An 18,735-nucleotide genomic window follows, 5' to 3' on the forward strand; every position below is an offset into this window, starting at 1 on the left:
TTGACCGACACGAGGTCATCTATCGGCTGCCAGTGTCGTGGCTAGACGATCGACCTGCTCGCGCATAAGGGCTCTCGATCCAGATCGCTTGGAGGTATGGCAGTGGATGTAACAACGCAACTCATCATGCATGTTCTCAATTCCAGGCTCGAGGCGATACCCGAGAAGGCGATAGAACGTGCCAAGCTCTCAATCCTTGACACGATCGCGTGCGCGATCGGCGGATCGAATGATCCTATCGCCCGCTTCTCTCGCGACTTGGGTGCGTTGTCGGGCGGCAAGCCAGAATGTACGGTCTGGATTTCCGGAGAGAAGCTCCCCGCCAGCTTGGCGGCCTTGGTCAATGCGACGACGGCCAGAGCCCTTGATTTTGATGAGACCTATGAGCTCTGTATCAACGGTTGCCACGCAAGCGCCTATGATGTGCCGCCAGCGCTGGCACTGGCCGAACGTGACCCTTCCATCACCGGGGGCGAATTGCTGTCGGCTGTCGCCACCGCTATCGACCTGCATATTCGTCTGGCCCGCAGCGTCACCACCAACGCCATAGAGACAGGACGCGACAATATGGTCGCGGTCTGGGGCGCAACTGCGGTCAGCAGCAAGTTGCTGAGGCTTGACGAAGAAAAAACCCGAAATGCGTTCGGAATCGCTTACGCGCACGCTGCTGGAGAATTGCAGATGTACGAAGAGGCTGCTCACACCGTCTCGCTGCAGCAGGGGTTGCGGGCACGTGCTGGACTGGAGTCAGCCCTATCAGCAATGGTGGGCTTCAACGGACCGCGGGAGCCGTTTTTTGGGAGGTACGGCTTTTACAAGGCCTTCGAACCCGCCTACGATCTTGACTTGCTCATGGACAAACTCGGGAATGAGTATGTGAACGCTTCCATCAGCTTCAAGCCGTGGCCGGCCTGTAAATGCGTACATCCTGCGATCGACGGGCTTCTGCAATTGCGGCAGAGGTACAAATTCGCTGGGGAGGATATTGTCTCAATCGAGCTCGGATTGAATCGTCTTGCTGAGGATTTTGTAGCCCAGCCGCGCGATCAAAAATGGGATCCGAAAGATCCGGTCGTAGCGCGCTTTAGCCTGCCTTACGCCACAGCTGTCGCGGCCCAGCGCGGCGAACTTGCAATTCGCGATTTCCTTCCCGATGCGCTTGGGGATCGGGCCGTTCGTAGGATCATGGCGGTCACTAAAATTGAAGTTGATCCAGAGATCGAACGCACGCACGGCCTCTATTCCAATTCGCCGGTGACGGTCAAAGTGAGGCTAAAAGGCGGAGCGGAACATTTCATTCGTGTCGACAAAGCATTCGGACACCCCGAAAAGCCGGCTTCGCTGGCCGATGGTGTGCAGAAATTAAAAGCTTGTGCCGAAATGTCCATGTTCCCGTTTTCCGAGAAACAACTCGGGGCGATCGGAGACTTCATCAACCACCTCGATCAGCAGCCCACGTTGGCTCCGCTATTCGAGCTGTTAGTGGGCGGCAGATAGTCTCCGGCGAATCTAATCACTGACACGAGCTGATCTCGAAATAGGCAACCCTTATGAACTCGAATGTTAACGGTGCTGTCTCTCTGTCTATGGCGATAGGAGGATTTGCCAGCGGGCTTGAATTTGGCGCCCTGTCGCCAACCGATATTACAACTCTGAAATTCGGGATCATGGACTGCTTGGCCTGCGCGATTGCGGGTGCAAGGGAGCCGGTAACCCGAATGGTGCTCGACACTATAGTGCCCAAAGTCGGTGGGGATAAAAAAGCAACAGTTCTTGCCCATTCCATTCAAATCTCTGCGCTCGGCGCGGCGCTAGCCAACGGCGTGATGGCACACGCTTGCGATTTTGACGACGTAAGCGACCCGATGTGCGGGCATCCTACGGCCCCCGCACTCCCGGCGATTTTGGCGGCTGCCGAACTGACAGATCGTTCGGGCAGAGATGTCCTTCTTGCCTATGCCGTTGCCATTGAAGTGATGACAAAGCTCGGCCGCGTTGCTGGTTACGAGCTTTATCAGTCCGGTTGGCACGCCACCGCAGCACTCGGGGTGTTTGGCGCTGCCGCCGGAGCTGCGAAGATATTAGGACTCGACGCTGAACACACAGCTACCGCCATCGGCATTGCCGCCTCCCGTGTGGCCGGTATACGTGCGAATATCGGCTCGATGGTAAAGCCGATGCATTGCGGTTTTGCAGCGAGGGACGGCTTGGAGGCGGCGCTTTTAGCTGCAGCAGGAGCCACGGCAAGTCCCAATGCGCTCGACGGCCCCAACGGCTTTCTTACCACGTACATATCGCAGCGCGGGCGATCCACCGACGTCGCTCCGCTCCTCGGCAATCCCTTTGATATCCGAGAGCCAGGTATTGTTTTCAAAAAGTATCCGTCCTGCCTGGATACCCATTCGGCCATCGATGCTATTCTCGAATTGCGCAACAGCCATAACATCCACCCTGAACACGTAAGGTCCATTCGATGTGTCCTTGCTCCGGGAGTGGGTGGTGACCTGGCGTACCATGCTCCTCAATCACCTACGGAGGGCAAGTTCAGTATCGAGTTTTGTTCCGCGGTCGCGCTGGCCCGGGGGCGTGTATCGCTTGCCGAATTCTCCCAAGAAGTGGTCGATGATCCAGTCATCCAGCGGCTGATCCACATTTCAAGGCTTCAATTCGATCCCGAACTGACCCGCCCCAACCCGAGAAGCTTCTGCGCTGCCGCCCGGGTTGAAATCTCGCTTGAGGACGGATGGGTGTTGGATAAAACCGTGCAGTACATGCGCGGCCATCCGGAGAACCCGATGGCGGAAGATGAGTTTGTGTCCAAATTCAAGGACTGCGCGATATCCGTGCTGAGTCCCGCCAACACCGCCCGCGCGCTCGCGACGATTAAGCAAATGGACCAGTTGTCGGATTTAAGCATTCTCATGTCAGCTCTCGCCGCAGACTGAAGACATAGCTGCTGCGGTAAGCCGTGTTTGATCGGCCTGGAGTCAACATCGGGGGATAAACCCTCTCCGGAGCCGCTAGGTCTCCAGTACCATTGCCACATCGCTAGATGGCTAAGAACCTTCGATGATGCGCGGTCGTTACAAGCTTTCCCGACCAGCAACCCTCGCATTCCTTAGTTCTTGAAGCAATCAAGGCCGGAGCTTTCTTCCATAGAGACAGAGCTAGCTGTGAGCCTCAATAGGTTGTCCCGATCTAAGCCGATGCTACTGATGGGTGGTTTTGATCCTAGGCTGCCGTGAGGCCTGTGCCAATGGTATCGATGAAGTCAATGCAGTCGTTCGGCCGTGCGTTCTTGAGAGCTGTTGTAGGCTCGCACGTAGGCCCATTCGCGCACGCTGGTCTGGAAGACCGTTCGGCCTGGCCGGTATCCGGTATGTGATCTGTGGTGCCTTTTCGTCCTGCTGTTCTTGTTTTGGAACGGCCTTACGGTGAGCCCATCCGGGACGTGGGGCACCGGGAGCACGAAGGTGCAGGCAGGCAATAGACCGTGGGCTGAGAGCCCGAGCTCGTTACATGGCCGCCCCTCGCGACTTTCCCGGATGCGCTGCGAGCGCGGATCAGTAGATGTCGTGCTGCCCGCCAGCTCCCGTCTTTGACCGAGCCAAGAAGGAGGAACGGGCATGCGCGTCATCGGACTGGATATCCATCGCGCCTTCGCCGAGGCGGTAGCTTGGGAGGTCGGCAGGCTCAGGCGGCTGGGCCGTGTCGACATGCGGCGCGATCTGCTGGATGCCTTCGCCGCAAAGCTGTCCTTGGATGATGTCGTGGTGATCGAGGCGGCCACGCGTCCTCGGCCGCCGCCGTTGTCGCGCCGCATGTGAAGAAAGTGGTGATCGCAAACCCGAAGCAGGTGCGCATCATCGCCTGTGCCAAGATCAAGACTGACACGATCGATACCAGCGTTCTGGCGCAGCTCTATGGCAGCGGCTTCCTGCCGGAAGTCTGGATTCCGGATGAGCCGGACGCAGGCTCTGCGTCGCCAGGTGACACGGCGCAATCAGATTGTCCGACAGAGATCTCGATTGAAGAACGTCATCCAGTCGACCCTTCATAGCCACCTGATCCCGTCCTGCCCGCTCACTGGGTCGCACTTCTGCGTGGGTCGAGAGCAAAACGCGAACTTCCTGCGTCGGGGACGTTGGATTCTCGAAAATGGGACCCACCGGCGGTGATACGGTTTCTGATAGTGGCCATGTTGTCGGCCACGAGGGGAACGGAACAAACGGAGAGGAACTATCAATGTCGCAGGAACTCGAGTCTCTAAGCCGCCGCTTCGCAGCGGGCGGGTTGAGCCGACGTGAATTTCTCGGCCGTGCGACGGCGCTCGGCGTCGGTACCACCTTCGCCAACTCGCTTCTTGCGGGCGCCGCGATGGCGCAAACACCGAAAAGGGGCGGCATCCTGAAAGCCGGCCTCGCAGGCGGCGCGGCAACGGACAGCCTCGATCCGGCGAAATTCATTGAGGTTATGTCCTACTTCTGCAAATGCTGGGGCGAGTACCTTGTCGCGCTGACGTCGAACGGCGGCCTGGAGCCTCGCATTGCTGAGGAGATCGGCTCATCCAAAGACGCCAAAGTCTGGACCTTCAAGATCCGTCAGGACGTCGAATTCCACAACGGCAAGACCGTGACGGCAGAAGATGTTGTGGCGACGCTGGAGCGCCATTCCAACAAAAAATCGGAGTCCGGTGCCCTGGGCATCTTAGCAGGCATTGAGAGTCTCAAGGCCGATGGGCGCGACGCCGTCATCACCCTTAAGAATGCGAATGCCGAGTTCCCTTACCTCATGGCAGACTATCATCTCGTGATCCAGCCCAATGGCGGTAAGGACAATCCGGCCGAAGGCATCAGTGCGGGTCCTTACAAGGTCACCGTAAACCAGCCCGGCGTGCGCCATGGGGGCGAGCGCTTCGCTAATTTCTGGCATGCCGACAAGGAAGGCTTCGCCGATCAGGTCGAGATCGTCGTCATCAATGACCCCACAGCCCGCATTTCCGCGCTGCAGGGCGGCCAGGTGCATATGATCAACAGGGTCGAGCCCAAGGTCGTCGATCTCATCAAGCGAGTGCCCAACCTGAAGGTCGAGGCCCTGGCGGGTTCCGGCCAAAACGTGTTCAACATGTTATGCGACACTGCGCCCTTTGATAACAACGATCTGAGGATGGCGCTCAAGCTGGCGGTGGATCGTCAGGAGATGGTCGACAAGATCCTCCGCGGCTACGGCACGGTCGGCAACGACATCCCGGTCAATGAGTCCCAACCCCTCTTCCCGGAGGGTATCGAGCAGCGCACCTTTGATCCGGATAAAGCCAAGTTCCACTATCAGAAGTCGGGCCACAGCGGGCCGATAGTACTCAGAACCTCCGATGTTGCCTTCCCCGGCGCTGTGGACGCCGCGCAGCTTCTCCAGCAGAGCGCGGCAAAGGCCGGTATCACCATCGACGTCAAGCGCGAACCGGGCGATGGCTACTGGTCCGATGTCTGGAACAAGCAGCCCTTCTGCGCTTCCAACTGGGGCGCGCGATCGACGCAGGGCATGATGTACTCGACCGCCTATCTGTCGACGGCGCCCTGGAACGACACCCACTTCCACAATGAGAAATTCGACAAGCTGCTCACCGAAGCGCTCGGCGAGCTCGATCAGGACAAGCGGAAGAATCTCTATCGAGAGATGGCCATCATTGTTCGCGATGAAGGGGGGACGGTCGTGCCGATGTTCAACCAGTCCATTGACGCAATTTCCGATAAGGTTGGCGGCTATGTCGGACGGGTCCAGTCACTGATGGACGCCTACGCCTTCTCGCAATGCTGGCTCGAGGCATGAAAGAAATCGGTCAATTCGCATCGTTGCGCGGAGTGCACTGGTTAATGCATGTCGCCCCAAAAGCGATCTCTCTTTGCGTGAAAACGACGTGAATAAAACAAAGGAGCGCGTTGCATAAGCCCGTTCGAACGCGACGCGCTCTCGCTGGCAGTCTTGAGAATCAATCTGCGGCCCTCGATCCAGCATCACCTTGTGGATAGTGCGTAAGGCTCAACCGTGCGATGGTCTTTGGGAACATCCGCCAGCCACTCCGCGCATGCAAGTGTGGCGGATCCAGTGGAGGACCTCGCGCAAAAACCAATGTTCAGCCAGTGGCGTTGGCCGGCTTCGGCGGCGACGGCGAGATCCTCTCATTCAGGGCAGGAGTACGGCGGTAGCGCCTTTCGATACGGCGGTAGCGCCTCTCGATGAAAGCGAACCTCATGTCACTTCTCTCGCTTACGGATCGCCCGTGATGCGGTGGCCCACGCGCTCGAAGCGGCCGAGCTTCTTGACGTCGATGTGCATCCTGGCCGCTCGCGCTGCTAGCGAACCACCGGCTCGGCCGGCTCCAAGTCCGTCAATCGCGAGAGGCCTGCGCGTGCAGGCACCCGGCTCACAGTCGCTGGCGAAACGCAACCTCACGCACGATGTGCTGGCCGGTGAAGCGCTGGCGCCGCACTGCCAGATCAGTTCGACGCTCGGCTGCTCGGTGCCGCTGGGGCTGTGCTTGGGCCGCGACGAGGGCTCGGCCAAGCCGGCGCGCCCTCGGCTTTATAGCGCTCGACCCAACGTGCCCGACCTTCGCCGTGACCGCATATTTGACACTGCCGGGGCTTGGGAAAGCTGCCTTCCGGAGAATTTGAAGCCTGGTAAATCCAGTCTCGTCGGTCATGTCCAAATGGAAAACTCCCGAAAGCTCACAATTAGCTCACCCGCAGCGGACGCGAAGAGCTGGCCATCGTCGACACGGCGGGCAGCCAAGTAAACGCAGGTGCAATATAGAAGTTAGATGCGATCCATCTGTAAAATATTCTTGCCACATTAGCTCGCGTGGAGCAGGCCTTGCAGCTCAATGCGCAGGGCTCCCTTAGGTCACCTCGCCGCCCAACCATGATGAGATCGGCATGCATTCTGTTGTAGAAGATATTCCCCTTTTCCCCTCATCCATCGGCACTTGGCGTCACATTACCGTCCATCGTTTCGGAGTTGGCCGTCCAGGCTCAAAAATATATTTTCAGGCGGGCCTCCATGCTGACGAACTCCCGGGAATGGTGATCCTAAGCCATCTTGTGAGACTGCTCAAAGAAAGAGGGGGTGAGCCGAACGGAGAGATCATCATAGTGCCATGTGCCAATCCGATTGGCTTATCTCAGAGAATCCAAGGGTATCATGCTGGCCGGGCGGACTTAGGGCTGGGGGGTAATTTCAACCGCAATTTTCCTGACTTGACCCCTCTGATCGGGGCGCAGCTCGCAGCATTCCGAAGCGAGGGGCTCGCTATGAATGGCGAGGCTGTAAAACGTGCGATGCTGAAGGCAGTCTCCGCGCTCGTTCCAAAAAACGAACTCGATAGCCTGAAGCAAGTGCTTCTCACGCTCGCTGTCGACGCAGATTTTGTCTTGGACGTTCACTGCGCCGACGAAGCCGTCCTTTATGCATACGTTTCCAATCCCGAGCATTCTGCCGCAGACCTGTTGTCTCGCTACATCGGTAGCGTGGCCACTATCGGCGGGGTTCCCGAGCTTACAGATTTCCCTACAGCATGCCTTCTGCCGTGGCGCGCAGCACAGGAAGTTCTTGCGGACGTGTCGATAACGGAGTGCTTGGCTGCCACCCTTGAGTATCGCGGGTCAAAGGGTCTTCGCGACGACGTTGCGATCGAAGACGCGCAAGGGTTGATTGGCTTTATGGAGGCAGTAGGCCTTTTGGAGGGAGCGACGCAGCCGCCGTCGCAAGTTGTCAGATACAACACGACGCTGGACTGCGTGGACTATGTGCGGGCCAATGCCCCTGGGATTGTCATTTTTTCGAAGACACCGGGTGACCATGTGCAGGCGGGCGAAGAGATTGGGACAATTCTCGATCCTGCGTCAGGCGACCGGAGTTCTTTGAAGGCGAGCACCTCCGGTGTTGTTTTCGGGTATCTCTACAGCCAAGTCGTAATTCCCGGCGGGACTGTCGCCTGGATCGCGGGCGATTCGCCCATCGAACAGCAGACTGGTGACCCGTTTCCGTAACCAGCACTGAGACAATGAAAGGCGTCTTAACCTCTATTGCACAAATGCGTTGAAAGTGGGCGGGCAGTCGATCTCGCAGGGCACCTGCAGATTCCAGCGCACGACGTCGGCGAGGCGGTCGGGCGAGCATCATATGCTGGGTAAGTCGATAAGGATGCGGCACGCCGCTGGTCCTAGCGTGTGAGGCTATGGCATCTGGAAGACGAGCCCCTCGGTCAATGCTCTTCTCCCCGGCCGACTAGGCCCAAACTCGTAAACTGACTGCCGCTGCCCGGGTTCACGACCGCAAGGTTTTGAATGGCATCCTGTGGCGGTTCCGGACCGGATCGCCCTGGGCCGATGTGCGGGAACGCTATGGGCCCCTACACCACCTGCTACAACCGGTTCGTGCGATGGCGTAGAGCAGTTCTGGGATCGGCTGTTGGCGGCGGTTTCCAAGGCTTTCGACGGCGAGATCATCATGATCGATCCCTCCTGTTGTCCGCGTTCACCAGCACGCTGCCACGCAAAAAAGAGGGGGCGATGACGATGGTTAAATAGGACTTCCCGCGGCGGCTCACGACCAAGATCCACGCGCTTGTCGATGCGAAGGGCGGCCGATCGACCTCGTCCTGGCGGCCGGACAGACACATGACGGCAAGCCCGCCGCTACCATGCTCGACGCCTTCAAACTGATGCAATCCTGCTGGCTGACGGCGCTTACGACAGCAATGCTATCGGCACGCTCGCGGCGGAGCGAAAAGCGTGGGCGAACATCCCGCCAAGGAAGGACCGAACCGGCAGTTTTCCATTCAGCACATGGGTCTACAGGCAGGGCAATCTCGTCGAGCGATACTCTAAGCAAACATTTCAGAGGCGTAGCGACCCGGTATGACCGCGACCCGCAAAACTACCTCGCTGGTCAAACTCGCTTCAGTGCACCGCCGCGTCAGCTTGATACAGAGCAGACCCGGTTTGGGGCCGTAATTCTGCATGAACACCATGAAAACGCAGTTTCCGTACCGAAAAACGGAAGGATTTCGCATTAGGGGGCGCAAACGCAAATGTATGATCACCAAAACAAAAAGCCGCAATTTAGGCACCCGGGAACAGATTCAAACATAGAGGAGCTAATCAATGTCGCAGGAACTCGACCATCTAAGCCGCAGTTTAGCTGCGGGCCGGCTGAGCCGACGTGAATTTCTCCGCCGTACGACGGCGCTCGGAGTCAGTGCTGCATTCGCCAATTCTCTTCTTGCCGGCGCCGCAATGGCGCAGACGCCGAAAAAGGGCGGCATTCTGAAAGCCGGCCTCGTGGGCGGGGCGGCGACGGACACCCTCGACCCGGCAAAATTCATCGAGTTGATGTCCTATTTCGGCAAATGCTGGGGCGAGTTTCTGGTGGCGCTGGAGGCAGGTGGAGGACTCGAGAACCGCCTTGCCGAGGAGATCGGCTCATCCAAGGACGCCAAGGTGTGGACCTTCAAAATTCGAAAGGAGGTCGAATTCCACAACGGCAAGACCGTGACGGCAGAAGACGTCGCGGCGACGCTGCATCGCCATTCCAGCAAGGAGTCGCAGTCTGGCGCGCTGGGCATCTTAGCAGGCATTGAGAGTCTCAAGGCGGATGGGCGCGACGTCATCGTCACTCTAAAAGAGCCGAACGCCGAGTTCCCTTACCTCATGGCAGACTATCATCTGGTCATTCAGCCCAATGGCGGCAAGGACAACCCGGCCGAGGGCATCAGTGCGGGTCCTTACAGGGTGACCGTCAACCAGCCGGGCGTGCGCCATGGCGGCGAGCGCTTCGGAAATTTCTGGCAGGCCGACAAGATGGGCTTCGCCGATCAGGTCGAGATCCTCGTAATCAATGACACCACCGCCCGCGTTTCCGCGCTGCAGGGCGGCCAGGTGCACATGATCAACAAGGTCGAGACCAAGGTCGTCGATCTCATCAAGCACTTGCCTAATCTAAAAATTGAGGCCCTTTCAGGTCCGGGCCACTACTGCTTCAACATGTTCTGCGACACGGCACCCTTCAATAGCAACGATCTCAGGACGGCGCTCAAGCTCGCGGTGGATCGTCAAGAGATGGTCGACAAGATCCTGCGCGGCTACGGCACCGTTGGAAACGACTTCCCGATTAATAACGCCTATCCGCTCTTTCCCGAGGGCATCGAGCAGCGGACCTTCGATCCGGATAAGGCCAAATTCCATTACCGGAAGTCGGGCCACAGTGGCTCGATCCTGCTCAGGGCCTCCGACGTTGCCTTTGCCGGCGCTGTCGACGCCGTGCAGCTCTTCCAGCAGAGCGCGGCCAAGGCCGGCATCGCAATCGAGGTCAAGCGGGAGCCCGGGGATGGCTACTGGTCGGGTGTCTGGAACAAGCAGCCTTTCTGCGCCGCCAACTGGCGGGGGCGGGCGACGCAAGGCTGGATGTACTCAACCACCTATCGGTCGACGGCGCCGTGGAACGACACGCACTTCTTCAACGAGAGGTTCGATAAGCTGCTTACCGAAGCGACTGGCGAACTCGACCAGGACAAGCGCAAAAACCTCTATCGCGAGATGGCCATCATCGTTCGCGATGAAGGAGGGACGATCGTGCCCATGTTCAACCAATTCATCGACGCGATCTCCGAGCAGGTTGGCGGCTATGTCGGACGGGTCGACTCACTGATGAACGGTTACGCCTTGACGCAATGCTGGCTCGAGGCTTGAACGGAGTGCTTGTCAACTCACCCCTTATGAAGCTGATTGCCCAGCGCGTTGCGCTGGGCATTCTCCTCCTCTTCGCCGTCTCCGTGCTGATTTTCGCGGGCACCCAGATTCTTCCAGGCGATGTGGCACAGTCGATCCTCGGCCAAGCGGCCACGCCCGAGGCGGTCGCCAATCTGCGCCAGGAACTCGGCCTCAACGATCCCGCCATCGTGCGTTACTCCCACTGGTTGGGCGGAATTTTGACTGGCGATCTCGGTACCGCGCTCACCTCCCGCCAGGAGATCACGCTGACACTGATGCCACGGCTGTGGAACACGCTGTTCCTTGCCTTCTGGGCTGCCGTGGTGTCGGTTCCACTCGCCATAGTCCTCGGGTTGCTGGCGGTCCGCTATCGCAATGGGCCTGTCGATAAGGCTATTTCTGGTTTCGCGCTGGCTTCAACATCGCTCCCTGAATTCTTCATCGGCTATCTGCTCGTCTTATTCCTTGCCGTGAAGCTGCAGTGGTTCCCGTCGATATCGACTGTCTATGACGGCATGCCGTTCCTGGAGAGGCTGAACGCCATCGTGCTGCCGGCAACGGCTCTGGTGTTTGTCGTACTCGCCCACATGATGCGGATGACGCGTGCCGCCATCCTGAACGTGATGCAATCAGCCTACATCGAGACCGCTGAGCTGAAGGGCCTTTCTGCCTTCGACATCATACGCAAGCACGCCCTCCCGAACGCGGTCGCGCCGATCATCAACGTCGTCATGCTCAACCTAGCCTACCTCGTAGTCGGCGTCGTCGTGGTCGAGGTGATCTTCGTCTATCCGGGCATGGGGCAATATCTGGTCGACCATGTCGTCAAGCGCGATGTGCCGGTGGTTCAAGCAGTGGGTCTCATTTTCGCTGCGGTCTACATCGGGCTCAACATCGTCGCGGACGTTGCCGCGATCGTCGCCAATCCGCGGCTGCGGCATCCGAAGTAGGAAAGAACAATGCTTCACATAAAACGCATTCCGTACGGAGCCTGGCTCGGCCTGATCCTAACGGGGCTATTAGTGATCGGCGCGCTTTTCGCCCCATGGATTGCTCCCGCCGGCAATGGCGAGATCGTGGGCGACGTATGGGAGCCAATGTCGTCCGCGCATTGGCTGGGAACCGACAATCTAGGGCGAGACCTCCTCGCACGCATGATCTATGGCGCCCGTACCACCATCTTCATCGCCTCCCTGGCCACCGCCTTGGCGTTCTCGCTGGGGGCGATCCTGGGCTTTATGGCGGCGGTCGTTGGCGGTCTGGTCGACACGCTGATGTCGCGTATCGCCGATCTCTTGATGGCAATCCCGACGCTGATATTTGGCCTGGTGGTACTGTCTGTCCTGCCCTCCAATAACGTGACGCTGATTCTTGTCATGGGAGTTCTGAGTTCGACACGTGTCTACCGTCTCTCGCGCGCCGTAGCGGTCGACATCAACGCAATGGACTTCGTCGAAGCAGCTAAGCTGCGTGGTGAGAGTCTCAGCTGGATTATCTTCTGCGAGATCCTACCCAACGCACTGTCGCCGCTTGTGGCGGAACTTGGCCTGCGTTTCATCTTTTCGGTGCTGTTCCTTTCGGCGCTCTCGTTCCTCGGGCTGGGTGTGCAGCCGCCGGAGGCCGATTGGGGTGGCATGGTGAAGGAGAATAAGGACGGGATTGTCTTCGGGATCCCTGCCGCCCTCATCCCGGCCGGTGCGATCGCGATGCTGTCAATCTCCGTTAATCTGGTAGCCGACTGGGTGCTTACCCGCACCGCCAGCCTCAAGGGAGGACGAGAATGACGGCTCCCTCAAAGCTCCGGCTAGACAACGGCGTTCTGCTCGACATCCGAAACCTTAAGGTTCAGGCGACCGTCTACTCGCCTGGCGAGCAAGCGCGCGACGTCACCATTGTGGACGGAGTGTCGCTGCAGTTGAAGTGTGGCAAGGTGCTGGGACTGATCGGTGAATCCGGGGCGGGAAAGTCGACCGTCGGTCTTTCCTCCATGGGTTATGCCCGCGGCGGAGTGCGTATCACCGGCGGCGAGGTGTTCCTAAACGGTCGCGACATTCTCAAGGGCGGCGTCCGGGATTTACGCCGGGTGCGCGGGAGCGAAGTCTGTTATGTCGCGCAGTCGGCCGCTGCCGCTTTCAACCCCGCCCATCGGCTCATGGACCAGGTCGTGGAAGCAGCGCTTCTGCATGGCGTTGGGACCCGAGCCGAGGCAGAGAAGCGCGCGCAGGCCTTATTCACTAAACTCCGCTTGCCGGACCCGAAGAGCATCGGCTGCCGATATCCACATCAAGTCTCCGGCGGCCAGTTGCAGCGCGTGATGACTGCGATGGCGCTTTGCTCCGAACCCGACCTGATCGTGTTCGACGAGCCGACCACGGCTCTCGACGTAACCACGCAGATTGATGTGCTGGCCGCCATAAAGGACGCAATCCGCGACACCGGCGTCGCGGCCCTCTACATCACCCACGATCTTGCCGTGGTGGCCCAGGTCTCGGACGAGATCATGGTGTTGCGGGATGGCAAGATGGTCGAGCACGGCGAAACACGGCAGATCATCGAGGCGCCACGCATGGATTATACCAAGGCGCTGGTGTCGGTTCGTTCGATCGAGCATGAGGAGAAGGAACCGACGCCCAAGCCTCTGCTGTCGGTGAGGAATGTCACTGCCGCCTATGGCGGCGGCGCCGTGACAGTTCTGCAGGACGTCTCCATGGAGGTCCATCCTGGCCAGACGCTGGCTGTCGTCGGGGAATCCGGCTCAGGCAAATCGACGCTCGCCCGAGTCATCACGGGGCTGCTGCCGCCGATCGCCGGCAGCATCACCTTCGCCGGACGCGCGCTCGCACCCAACCTCGCTCATCGAACCAAGGATGATCTTCGCGAATTGCAAATGATTTATCAGATGGCCGACGTTGCCATGAACCCGCGCCAGACGGTTCGCACCATAATCGGCCGGCCGCTCGAATTCTATTTCGGTATGCGAGGAAAGGAGCGCGATGCCAGGGTCGCCGAACTGCTCGATGAAATCGAGATGGGCAAGGGCTTCATCGACCGCAATCCGGCAGAGCTTTCGGGCGGGCAGAAACAGCGGGTATGCATCGCCCGCGCACTTGCGGCAAAGCCGAAGCTCATGATTTGCGACGAGGTGACAAGCGCTCTCGACCCGCTCGTGGCTGACGGAATCTTAAAGCTGTTGCTCCGCCTACAGAAGATTGAGGACGTGGCTTACCTGTTCATCACGCACGACCTCGCGACCGTGAAAGCTATCGCGGATTCCATCGCGGTTATGTATCGCGGAGAGGTGGTCCGCTACGGCTCGAAAACGCAGGTGCTCACACCACCGTTCGACGCATATACCGACCTCCTGCTGTCTTCTGTTCCTGAAATGCAGGTTGGGTGGTTGGAACACGCAATTAACGAGCGCCGTATGGAGAGCGGGGGGAATTGAGCTCAACGGAGGAGGCTTTGCAACTGCGGCGATGGTCCACGTCCAACTCCAGGAGGGCAAGCTCGTTCATTTCAGTGGTCTGGAAGGCTAGTTTTGTCAGCACAGTTCGATCCCCGACGGAGCGTCTGCTCATCGACGTGGAGTAAGTGGCGATCCGAAGGGGTCGGTTTAAGAGGATGGAAATGCCGAATACGTCGGGCATAGTTACCAGCGCCAATGAAGACCTCAACTGGCACTCTGTGAGAAAATACGCGAGAGAACGCCGACTCCTGCTTTGAAAAAACGCACTATCATTAAAGGGAACATGCATTGCTACTACGTTTGTGTGAAATTCGAGAACGTATTCTTGCCGTAGTAATTCCCAGCTGGTGCGGATAGCGTGCCGAGGAGGTTCTCTTGGTGGATTGTTGTGAACATCGCACATCGAAACCCTTGGCGCCGCATTATGAGGTAGTTCTGCAAACAGGGTTGCGTGTACCCATGCGAGATGGCGTGGAACTCGCGACTGATGTCTATCGCCCTCTCGAGTACGTCGGCCAGCTACCGGCGATTCTGATCCGGACCAAGTACGGCAAGAGTCCCTATCGTCTGCCCAAACCCAGTAACCCGGTGGCGATGATGTTCGCGGCGCAGGGCTATGCAGTGGTTGTGCAGGAACTTCGCGGACTCTTTGATTCCGGCGGGCATTTCGCCCTGCTCGAGCACGACGCCAAGGATGGTTACGACACACTGTCTTGGATCGCTTCGCGGCCGTGGTCCACTGGGCGGGTGGGCACCTATGGTTGCTCCGCGCTTGGAATCACTCAAGTGCTTCTTGCTCAGCTGTGCCATCCGGCACATCGATGCGCGATCGTAGAGGGGGCGGGCGGTTCGATGTCTGGAGATCGACACCGTCTGGGCGACTTGCGCCTGTGCGGGTCGCGGTTGGGTGGGGCCCTGGAGCTAAGCATGTGGGTGCCCCACTTTCATCAATCGCATGGCAAGGACCGTTCCCGACCGCAACCCAAGACCGACGAGGAGTATAATCGGGCATTTGCCACACTGCCGGTCATCGATATTCTCAAGAGCATTGGCGCGCCGCCCACTGACTGGCAAGACTGGGTGTCACGCGACCCCCAAGACCCTTGGTTTGATCGGTTTGGGTTCCTTCGCGAGGACTCCAAGATCGACTTGCCAACCTTGTTCGTGAATTCCTGGTATGATGTCGGCGCCGCTGACGCGCTCCATACGCAGCGCGTGTTTAGCACGCGGGGAAAGAAACGTGCATCTCGTGAGCACCAGCACATCATTCTGTCCCCAGCGACGCACTGTGGCACCGCAATGCTCAAAGCCCCAACGGTCGTGGGCGAACGCGAGCTCGGCGACGCGCGCCTAGATTGCTGGCGGATCTACCTGGACTGGTACGACTGCTGGCTCAAGGACAAGACCGACCGAATCGAGGGAATGCCACGTATCCAGTACTACGTGATGGGTCGCAACGTGTGGCGGGCCGCGTCAGATTGGCCGCCCGCCGGGATAGAACCACAGCGCTGGTTCCTGCGTAGCGGCGGCAATGCCAACACTTGCTTCGGAGACGGAACACTAAAGGTCGATCCACCTACCGACGATGAGTCCTCCGACAGCTTTGTTTACGACCCGGGGAACCCAGTGCCGTCTCTGGGAGCTGACGGTGGGAACGCAGTGGGGACGACGTTAGGTCCACGGGACTATCAGGAAGTCGAACTCCGCCATGACGTCCTTTGTTTTACGTCCGAGCTCCTCAAGGAGGGCATGGAGGTCACCGGGTTTGTAAGGGCAGTGCTGTTCGTCTCTTCTTCAGCGCGAGACACCGATTTTGTGGCCAGGCTCCTTGACGTGCATCCGGACGGGCAGGCGGTTGACATCGTCGACGGGATACTGCGCGCTCGGTTCCGTGAAGGTTACGATAAGCGGCTGATGATGGAGCCCGGGTGCATCTATCAAATCGATCTAGACCTGGACGCCACCAGCAACTGGTTCCCGCCTGGCCATCGTATCCGACTCGAGATCTCGAGTTCCTCCTTTCCTCGCTTCGACCGCAATCTGAACACAGGGGGTAACAATTGGGATGAAACGGAATGGGTCGTCGCCCACAACACTGTACACCACAGCCCCGAGTTCCCATCCCATGTGCTTCTTCCTGTCGCGGACGCGTAATTCTCTCGCTAGGCAGGTCACCGAAACGGCCGCGAGGTGATTGAAGGCGACTCCCTTCCGGACGAGAGCAGCCGAGACGGGGTGCTTGTAAGGCTCGGCTTGCGGTCGTCGCCGAGCGCCCCCGCTTGCGCGTCGGCCTGCTGGCTCGTACGCGATATAGCGGCCCCGCTGCCGCTTACCTGTCCGGGCAGTTCCGTTGAGGTAGAACTCGATGATGCGGGCCCATTGAGGGAAGGCGACACTCGACTTTGCGGCGCGGTAACACGCCACACTCTAACATACATACCACTAACTCATGAAACGGGCCAAACCAAGAGCCCGCCCCGCGGAGGATTCTTTATTTCTGATGTTGGCGTTACATGGCGCTACTGAGCAGCTTGCCGGATCTGACGCATTGATTTGTCCGAATGGATCGAGGCGTCGACTGGGAACTCCGGCACCACGGACATTTCGAGCGTGCTCTAAGGGGCCTGTATTCCGACCATCAAGGGTCATTCGCGAGGATTGTGCGCGCGCCACTGCAAAACGCTGATTTCCTGCACGAACGCGAGGACAATTCGAGCAACACGGCACATGGATGCGAGTACGGATAACAGGGGCCGCCTCGTCCGGCCTTCGGGAACACCTCTCAATGAGGAGCAAACCAAATGTCGCAAGAACTCGACTATCTTAGCCGCCGCGTAGCTGCGGGGCGCCTGAACCGACGTGATTTTCTGGGCCGTGCGACGGCGCTTGGCGTCTCGGCGATATCCGCGAACTCGATCCTCACCAGCGCTACGCACGCCCAGGGGCCAGTCCGCGGCGGCATCATCAAGGGCGGCCTTAAGGGCGGCGGGTCGACCGATAGCCTCGATCCGGCGACCTCCTCGGAGTTAGTTTCGATCTTCGGCTCTTGCTGGGGCGAGTATCTCGTGGCGCTAGCCCCCGACGGCGGACTTGAAAACCGCCTCGCCGAGGAAGTAGGTTCGTCCAAGGACGGCAAGACCTGGACTATGAAGATCCGTAAGGGGGTTGAGTTCCACAACGGCAAGATCGTGACAGCGGAAGATGTTGTGGCGACGCTCGAGCGCCATTCCGACGGCAAGTCTCACTCGGGGGCGCTTGGCGTGCTTACGAGCATCGACTCCATCAAGGCGAAAGGCGACGAGGTCGTCGTGACGCTGAAGGGTGCCAACGCTGACTTCCCTTATCTGATGACCGATTATCACCTCGTCATCCAGCCGAACGGCGGCAAGGACAATCCTGCCGCCGGCATTAGCGCAGGCCCTTACAAAGTGGCCGTCAACCAGCCGGGCGCCCGCTACGGCGGCGAGCGCTTTGTCAATTTCTGGCAACCCGAGAAGATGGGCTACGCCGACCAGGTTGAGTTGTTAGCCATTAACGACAACACGGCCCGAATCTCCGCGCTGCAGGCCGGCCAAGTGCATATCATCAACTCAGTCGACCCCAAGGTTGTGGATCTGATCAAGCGCGTGCCAAACCTGAAGGTCATCGCCGTGTCGGGTGCCGGCTACTATTGCTTCAACATGTTCTGCGACACGCCTCCTTTCGATAACAACGACCTCAGGATGGCGCTGAAGCTCGCCATCAACCGGCAGGAGATGGTCGACAAGGTGCTGCGCGGCTACGGCACGCTCGGCAATGATTTCCCGATCAATGCTTCATATCAGCTATTCCCTGAGGGCATCGAGCAGCGTGAGTTCGACGCCGACCAGGCCAGGCATTATTACAAGAAATCTGGTCACAGCGGGCCCATTCTCCTTCGGGTCGCCGAAACTGGGTTCCCTGGAGCTGTGGATGCAGCCCAGCTCTACCAGCAGAGCTGTGCCAAGGCCGGCATTACCCTCGACGTCAAGCGCGTGCCGGACGATGGCTTCTGGTCAGAGGTTTGGAACAAGCAGCCCTTCTGCAACACCAACTGGTCCGGGCGCGCGACGCAGGACCAGATGTACTCGACCACGTATCTGTCGACGGCGGCATGGAACGACACGCACTTCCACAACGAAAAGTTTGACAAGCTTCTCTTGGAGGCGCGCGGCGAATTCGATCAGGAAAAGCGCAAGGACCTCTATCGCGAGATGGCCATCATCGTTCGCGATGAGGGCGGCGTGATCGTGCCGATGTTCAACCAGTCAATCGACGCGATCTCCGATAAGATCGGCGGCTATGTAAGCGGGCGACGCACCGCTTTGATGGACGGCTTCGCGTTTGCCAAGTGTTGGCTGAACCCGTGATCTCAGCTGTCCAGCGATCTCGTCATGGTGATCCTCATCGAGGAGGAGCTATAGAATTGAACTGGAGAGATAGCAATGACCAAAGGATCCGGCCCAACGCTTGGCATTGCTT

11 protein-coding genes and 2 pseudogenes are annotated in these 18,735 nt (G+C 58.9%); 12 read left to right on the top strand and 1 reads right to left on the bottom strand.

Annotated features, from left to right (window positions below):
- The first annotated feature begins 96 nt into the window (after positions 1 to 96).
- The 4 genes and pseudogenes from AC0L2V_RS18515 (at position 97) to AC0L2V_RS18530 (ending at position 5,829) form a co-directional block, all read left to right on the top strand.
- Complete coding sequence (locus AC0L2V_RS18515) at positions 97 to 1,497, top strand: MmgE/PrpD family protein (RefSeq protein ID WP_473520840.1); 1,401 nt, start codon at positions 97 to 99, stop codon at positions 1,495 to 1,497.
- Positions 1,498 to 1,550: 53 nt separating this feature from the next.
- Positions 1,551 to 2,945, top strand: coding sequence for an MmgE/PrpD family protein (locus AC0L2V_RS18520; protein ID WP_473520841.1), 1,395 nt, complete (start codon positions 1,551 to 1,553; stop codon positions 2,943 to 2,945).
- Positions 2,946 to 3,626: 681 nt separating this feature from the next.
- A pseudogene (locus AC0L2V_RS18525) lies at positions 3,627 to 4,082 on the top strand (IS110 family transposase); the annotation flags it as partial.
- A 163-nt stretch (positions 4,083 to 4,245) separates the two neighbouring features.
- On the top strand, positions 4,246 to 5,829 hold the full coding sequence (locus AC0L2V_RS18530; RefSeq protein ID WP_473520834.1) for an ABC transporter substrate-binding protein: 1,584 nt from the start codon (positions 4,246 to 4,248) through the stop codon (positions 5,827 to 5,829).
- Positions 5,830 to 6,273: 444 nt separating this feature from the next.
- Here the strand turns inward: AC0L2V_RS18530 and AC0L2V_RS18535 are convergent.
- Positions 6,274 to 6,628, bottom strand: a pseudogene (locus AC0L2V_RS18535) (helix-turn-helix domain-containing protein); the annotation flags it as partial.
- 307 nt (positions 6,629 to 6,935) lie between these two features.
- Between AC0L2V_RS18535 and AC0L2V_RS18540 the strand changes: the two are divergent.
- The 8 genes from AC0L2V_RS18540 to AC0L2V_RS18575 all read left to right on the top strand — a co-directional run bounded on the left by AC0L2V_RS18540 (position 6,936) and on the right by AC0L2V_RS18575 (position 18,623).
- Positions 6,936 to 8,048, top strand: a complete 1,113-nt coding sequence (locus tag AC0L2V_RS18540) for a M14 family metallopeptidase (protein ID WP_473520842.1) — start codon at positions 6,936 to 6,938, stop codon at positions 8,046 to 8,048.
- Between the two features lie 257 nt (positions 8,049 to 8,305).
- Positions 8,306 to 8,449 carry a transposase gene (locus tag AC0L2V_RS18545; protein ID WP_473520856.1) on the top strand — a complete coding sequence of 48 codons (144 nt, stop codon included), beginning with the start codon at positions 8,306 to 8,308 and terminating at the stop codon, positions 8,447 to 8,449.
- 715 nt (positions 8,450 to 9,164) lie between these two features.
- Positions 9,165 to 10,748 carry an ABC transporter substrate-binding protein gene (locus tag AC0L2V_RS18550; RefSeq protein WP_473520843.1) on the top strand — a complete coding sequence of 528 codons (1,584 nt, stop codon included), beginning with the start codon at positions 9,165 to 9,167 and terminating at the stop codon, positions 10,746 to 10,748.
- Positions 10,730 to 11,719 carry an ABC transporter permease gene (locus AC0L2V_RS18555; RefSeq protein WP_473520844.1) on the top strand — a complete coding sequence of 330 codons (990 nt, stop codon included), beginning with the start codon at positions 10,730 to 10,732 and terminating at the stop codon, positions 11,717 to 11,719. Before AC0L2V_RS18550 ends, AC0L2V_RS18555 begins: the two co-directional genes overlap by 19 nt.
- Positions 11,720 to 11,728: 9 nt before the next feature.
- Complete coding sequence (locus AC0L2V_RS18560) at positions 11,729 to 12,553, top strand: ABC transporter permease (RefSeq protein WP_473520845.1); 825 nt, start codon at positions 11,729 to 11,731, stop codon at positions 12,551 to 12,553.
- On the top strand, positions 12,550 to 14,214 hold the full coding sequence (locus AC0L2V_RS18565) for an ABC transporter ATP-binding protein (protein WP_473520846.1): 1,665 nt from the start codon (positions 12,550 to 12,552) through the stop codon (positions 14,212 to 14,214). The genes AC0L2V_RS18560 and AC0L2V_RS18565 overlap by 4 nt, the downstream gene beginning before the upstream one ends.
- A gap of 480 nt (positions 14,215 to 14,694) precedes the next feature.
- Positions 14,695 to 16,389, top strand: a complete 1,695-nt coding sequence (locus AC0L2V_RS18570) for a CocE/NonD family hydrolase (protein WP_473520857.1) — start codon at positions 14,695 to 14,697, stop codon at positions 16,387 to 16,389.
- Between the two features lie 647 nt (positions 16,390 to 17,036).
- On the top strand, positions 17,037 to 18,623 hold the full coding sequence (locus tag AC0L2V_RS18575) for an ABC transporter substrate-binding protein (protein WP_473520847.1): 1,587 nt from the start codon (positions 17,037 to 17,039) through the stop codon (positions 18,621 to 18,623).
- Positions 18,624 to 18,735 lie beyond the last annotated feature (112 nt).

The organism is Mesorhizobium sp. WSM4814 (genome assembly GCF_055811595.1).

Bases quoted from the DNA above. Each gene is read 5' to 3' on its own strand.
- AC0L2V_RS18520 (WP_473520841.1), top strand. From the start codon at position 1,551: ATGAACTCGAATGTTAACGGTGCTGTCTCTCTGTCTATGGCGATAGGA.
- AC0L2V_RS18550 (WP_473520843.1), top strand. From the start codon at position 9,165: ATGTCGCAGGAACTCGACCATCTAAGCCGCAGTTTAGCTGCGGGCCGG.
- AC0L2V_RS18565 (WP_473520846.1), top strand. From the start codon at position 12,550: ATGACGGCTCCCTCAAAGCTCCGGCTAGACAACGGCGTTCTGCTCGAC.
- AC0L2V_RS18575 (WP_473520847.1), top strand. From the start codon at position 17,037: ATGTCGCAAGAACTCGACTATCTTAGCCGCCGCGTAGCTGCGGGGCGC.
- AC0L2V_RS18515 (WP_473520840.1), top strand. From the start codon at position 97: ATGGCAGTGGATGTAACAACGCAACTCATCATGCATGTTCTCAATTCC.
- AC0L2V_RS18530 (WP_473520834.1), top strand. From the start codon at position 4,246: ATGTCGCAGGAACTCGAGTCTCTAAGCCGCCGCTTCGCAGCGGGCGGG.
- AC0L2V_RS18540 (WP_473520842.1), top strand. From the start codon at position 6,936: ATGCATTCTGTTGTAGAAGATATTCCCCTTTTCCCCTCATCCATCGGC.
- AC0L2V_RS18570 (WP_473520857.1), top strand. From the start codon at position 14,695: ATGCGAGATGGCGTGGAACTCGCGACTGATGTCTATCGCCCTCTCGAG.
- AC0L2V_RS18560 (WP_473520845.1), top strand. From the start codon at position 11,729: ATGCTTCACATAAAACGCATTCCGTACGGAGCCTGGCTCGGCCTGATC.
- AC0L2V_RS18555 (WP_473520844.1), top strand. From the start codon at position 10,730: ATGCTGGCTCGAGGCTTGAACGGAGTGCTTGTCAACTCACCCCTTATG.